We start from the raw sequence: 4182 nt of genomic DNA, 5'->3' as shown, positions 1-4182 counted from the left end.
ATATAATTTCCCCAAAACCAACCACTCAGGGTAGCCAGGATAACCATAGTTACAATATAAACTGAAGCTTTTTTAAGACCAAATATTTTTATTATAGCTAACATATTGGGAAGGCTCATTCCTGGTCCAGTAAGAAGCAGCGCAAGGGCTGGACCTTTTCCCATTCCTAATTTCATTAAAGTATCAACAAATGGTGCTTCAGTCATTGTAGCAAAATAACTTATCGATCCAATAAGGGTAGCTAAAAAAGAAGAGCGTAGAGAATTTCCTCCCAGCCAGTGCTCTATCCATTGTTGGGGGAGAATCTTTCCAATAACTCCCACAATAAATACTCCCATTAAAAGTAAAGGGAAAATTAATTTTACAAACCACCAGGTCTCTTTAAGCCAATTGGAAATCCTATCTTTTTTAATAACAAAGTAAGCATATAAAAAAGTAATAGAGATAGATATGGTAAAAACATAAACCTTATACAAGTAAGGTCCCTTAATAATAAGGTAATTAGGGGAAAGCAAACTAAAGAGAATTAAGAGAAGTAAAATTATATCTTTTCCGGCGATAATTTTTTTATCGTCGTTTCCTCCTTTTTCTCCTGCTATCATTCTTTCTGTTTCTTCTTTGTGGAAAGATAGATACATTACTGTTCCCATAACGAAAGCGGTAACGAAAGCAGTAATAATTCTGGCTCCGGCCATTTCATACCCTATTATAGTTCCAGTATAGATTACTGCTAAAAGATTGGAAGCCGGGGCGACCCATAAGAGAATAAAGGCAGGGGCAATTGCTCCGCCTTTACGATAGATTCCAGCTGAAACCGGAATTACGGTACAGGAGCATACCGCAATAAATATAGAAGAGATTGCTGCTAAGGGGAAAGAAATAATATTTTTCGCTTTTACTCCCAAATATTTAAGGATAATATCACGCGAAGTAAAAGCAATAATTCCACCAGCTAAAAGAAAAGCTGGGATAAGACAGGTTACTACATGCAAAGCAATATATTCTTTTAAGGCTGATAAACCTCCCATTAAAATATCTAATATCATATTTTAAATCCTCCGATTCTTTTTATTTTTCAAACTTTATATATGATGATATTATCATATAAGCATATTATTGTCAATATATTATATATAAAAAATAAAAACATTTCAGCAAAAAGAGGATTTTTATTATTTTTCCCCCCTTTACTTTTTCCCCATTTTCATCAATAATAATATAGAGGATATAATTATCGCACTACAAGGAGGTTACGCTCAATAATTATCAGAGGTTAGTAAGTTATCGTAGTAGCAAGATCAAGCCTTGAAATATATCGCAAATAAATGAGTTAGAAAGCCCGATTTTGAGATAGTGTTATAAATATTGCAAAATAAATCTTCGGAAGGGAGTTGTTTCATATCATGGATAATAAACAAATTAATACCATTGAGGTAACTGTGGATAAGAGCCATATAGTTACTATTGGTGAGAGGCTTTATGGTGAGTCTATAGAGCTTATTCGAGAGTTGATTAATAATTCCTATGATGCCGATGCTACCGAGGTTAAGGTAACTATAAAAGAGGATGAAATAATTGTTGAGGATGATGGTTTAGGGATGGACCTTGATGGTCTGAAACAATATTTTAATATCGGCTCTGCCCAAAAAAGAGAAAACCCCAAATCGCCAAAATTCGCCAGAGACCGCATTGGAGAGTTCGGTATAGGTAAGTTTGCCTCGCTTTCTGCTTGTTCTTGTTTTGAGGTCTGGACAAAAAAGGATGACTTTCAAGCCAAGGTCATTTTTGATAAACAAGAATGGGAGAAGTCCAAAGATACATGGTATATACCTTTAGAAATTGAAGAAGTTGATCATCACCTTAAAGATGGCACTAAGGTTACCTTAAAAGGAGTAACTAAGAAATTTAATCTTAGCGATGTAGAAAAGCGGATTATTGAAAGCGTGCCCATAAGGGCCCCTGATTTTGCGGTTTATCTCAATAGTCATAAGGTAAGTGTCAGATTTATCGCTGGTCATAAGATACCTTTCTTAGAAGGAACAGAATATGGCATAGTTTATGGTGAGATAATTATAAGTTCTCAAATGGAGCAGGACATCTCAGAGGCCGGGATTGCCTGCAAAGTTAAACAAGTTACTATCACTAAAGATTTCTTTGGCCTGGAAAAACTGGTTAAAAATATTGCTCGCATAAGAGGCGAGTTGAATGCAGATTTTTTGCCTATTACTAGTGATAGAACAGGTTTTATAAAGGATACTCCACAATATAAAAAATTTCTTGAGGTGATGGAACGGATTATCGAGAGAGTCAAGCCAGTTTTGGAGGAATTATCAGACTATAAAGAGAATAAGCGTGTTAGAAGAACACTTACCGAAGTATTAGAAAAAGTTAAGAATGCCCTTATCATTAATCCGGATTACTGCCCTGAAGGCTTAATCCCTATAGCAGAGAGTGCTTCTGAAATGGGTGAGCCGGGTTATATCTCGCCAATTAAAGGTAAAGCAGCCTCTCAAGATAAAAAACAAAAAACCGAAATTGAACCAAAGAAGAAACGCAAAAGAAAACCTCAAGTTAAAAAATTAACTTCCACTGCAGTGGTTAAGAAACTAAAATTAGGCCAACAAGGAGTGTGTTGCTGTATCGACCATTTTGGTTCTAATAGTCCAGAGTGCTTTACCGAAAGCACAATTATTTATATAAATCGCGACCATCCCTTATATAAAAAAGAAGTCCAAAAGAAAGATACATATGAGCTACATTTAGCGCGGTTACTTACTCAAGAGATCTGTCTGATGAAAGACCCCCGGAATCCTAGGACAGCCTTTCAAAGACAGAGTAAACTTCTGCGGGATGCTCTGGTAGAGACTCAAGGGAAAGTGGGAATTTGCGAGACTTAGTCTTGAAACCAATTGCTACCGCTTAAGTTATTAACAGCGGATAAAAAGGACCCGCCTTCTATGCTTTATAATAATACTTATTGATGCTGGTAAAAGTCATATGCTTAGAAGGCGAGACTTCTTTTATCCGCAAAACGTTATATGAAACATTTAATTGGTGATTAGGTCACGTCTTAACATTTGAAATTCCAATTTGATAAATCAAATCACTTCCATTTTGTAAAATCAAAAAATGTTGGGAAAAAAAAATATTCAAATCTGCTGGGAATGCGAAGAGTTTGAAACTTTTACTAAATTAGCTTTCCTAAAGCCGATTCATGAGGACGCTCATCTAAAAAATCTATGGAAAATTAAAAAGTAGGGAATCGAAAAATTTGTTAACGGTAAGAGATGTTGGTAAAATAATTAATAGTTAAAGTTGTAGTTATTAAACATAGTGCAAATCTATTTTGAAAAATCAATAATTTGACCTCATGGTTTAATTAAGTGCCAGCAATTTGATGGCAAGGAGGTGATAAGGAATGAGAATGTCTGAAGAGAATATTAAGTTATTTTACAAGTTGTACCCAGCATTGCTATTTTATACTAACAAACAAATAAAAAAAATAAAAGATATATCAACTCTCGAAGAGTTTATAGATTTATCAGGTGAGGAAAAATTAAAAATTAGAAATGCTCTTTGGGATAAAATTAGTTTGATCGATTCCTTTATTGAAGGAAATCCTTTTGAGTTTTCGGTGGAGGAATTAGAAATAATTCAGAGCTGGAAGAATTTGGTTAAGGGGAAGTTCTATTTGATTCGTTATCTCAAGAAACATGCTATCTTTTTTGACGTAAGCGATCACCCTTGTGCTTACGGAGTTGTTGCTCTTAACGATGAATTTGAGAGGATATTAGGCCCGCATCTTCCAATTATACTCGAAATGGTCCTTTTGCCATTTAAAGAGCAGATTACATATGATGGCTTTATAGTACCTTACAGAAGTACTTTTGGTGAAGTTTTCCGTCAGGATATCAATAATATTTATCGGGAAACTAAATCAAAATATGGTATTATTAGCTCTCTTCCATTCTCAATAGAAGAAGCAAAACAAAGTGATGCTGATAGGCTAAAATTTTATATTAGGAACAAACACAATCGTGAAATGTACTGGGAAGGGATAGGAGAATTGATCGATAAAAATTCCAATCTTTTGATACTTTATCATTCAGAAATGTGTAAAATTCACGCTCGAACATATAGAAAACGGTTGCGCGAAATTGGTTTTAGTAATGTGTGGTTTGC

At 34.7% G+C, this 4182-nt stretch carries 3 protein-coding genes; 2 read left to right on the top strand and 1 reads right to left on the bottom strand.

All coding sequences use genetic code 11. The features are described from left to right. A partial coding sequence (locus COZ07_RS09925) for a permease (protein WP_406608408.1) occupies nucleotides 1-1046 on the bottom strand: 1046 nt, incomplete at its 3' end. A 357-nt stretch (nucleotides 1047-1403) separates the two neighbouring features. Between COZ07_RS09925 and COZ07_RS09920 the strand changes: the two genes are divergently transcribed. After that, nucleotides 1404-2897 (top strand): ATP-binding protein, encoded by a 1494-nt coding sequence (locus COZ07_RS09920; protein WP_406608407.1) that lies wholly within the window; start codon nucleotides 1404-1406, stop codon nucleotides 2895-2897. Nucleotides 2898-3424: 527 nt separating this feature from the next. Continuing rightward, a partial coding sequence (locus tag COZ07_RS09915) for a hypothetical protein (RefSeq protein ID WP_406608406.1) occupies nucleotides 3425-4182 on the top strand: 758 nt, incomplete at its 3' end.

Source organism: Candidatus Infernicultor aquiphilus (genome assembly GCF_002784285.1).
GTDB lineage: Bacteria > Atribacterota > Phoenicimicrobiia > Phoenicimicrobiales > Phoenicimicrobiaceae > Infernicultor > Infernicultor aquiphilus.
Note: the sequence above shows the minus strand (reverse complement) of the source record. Positions and strands in the feature narration are given on the sequence as shown.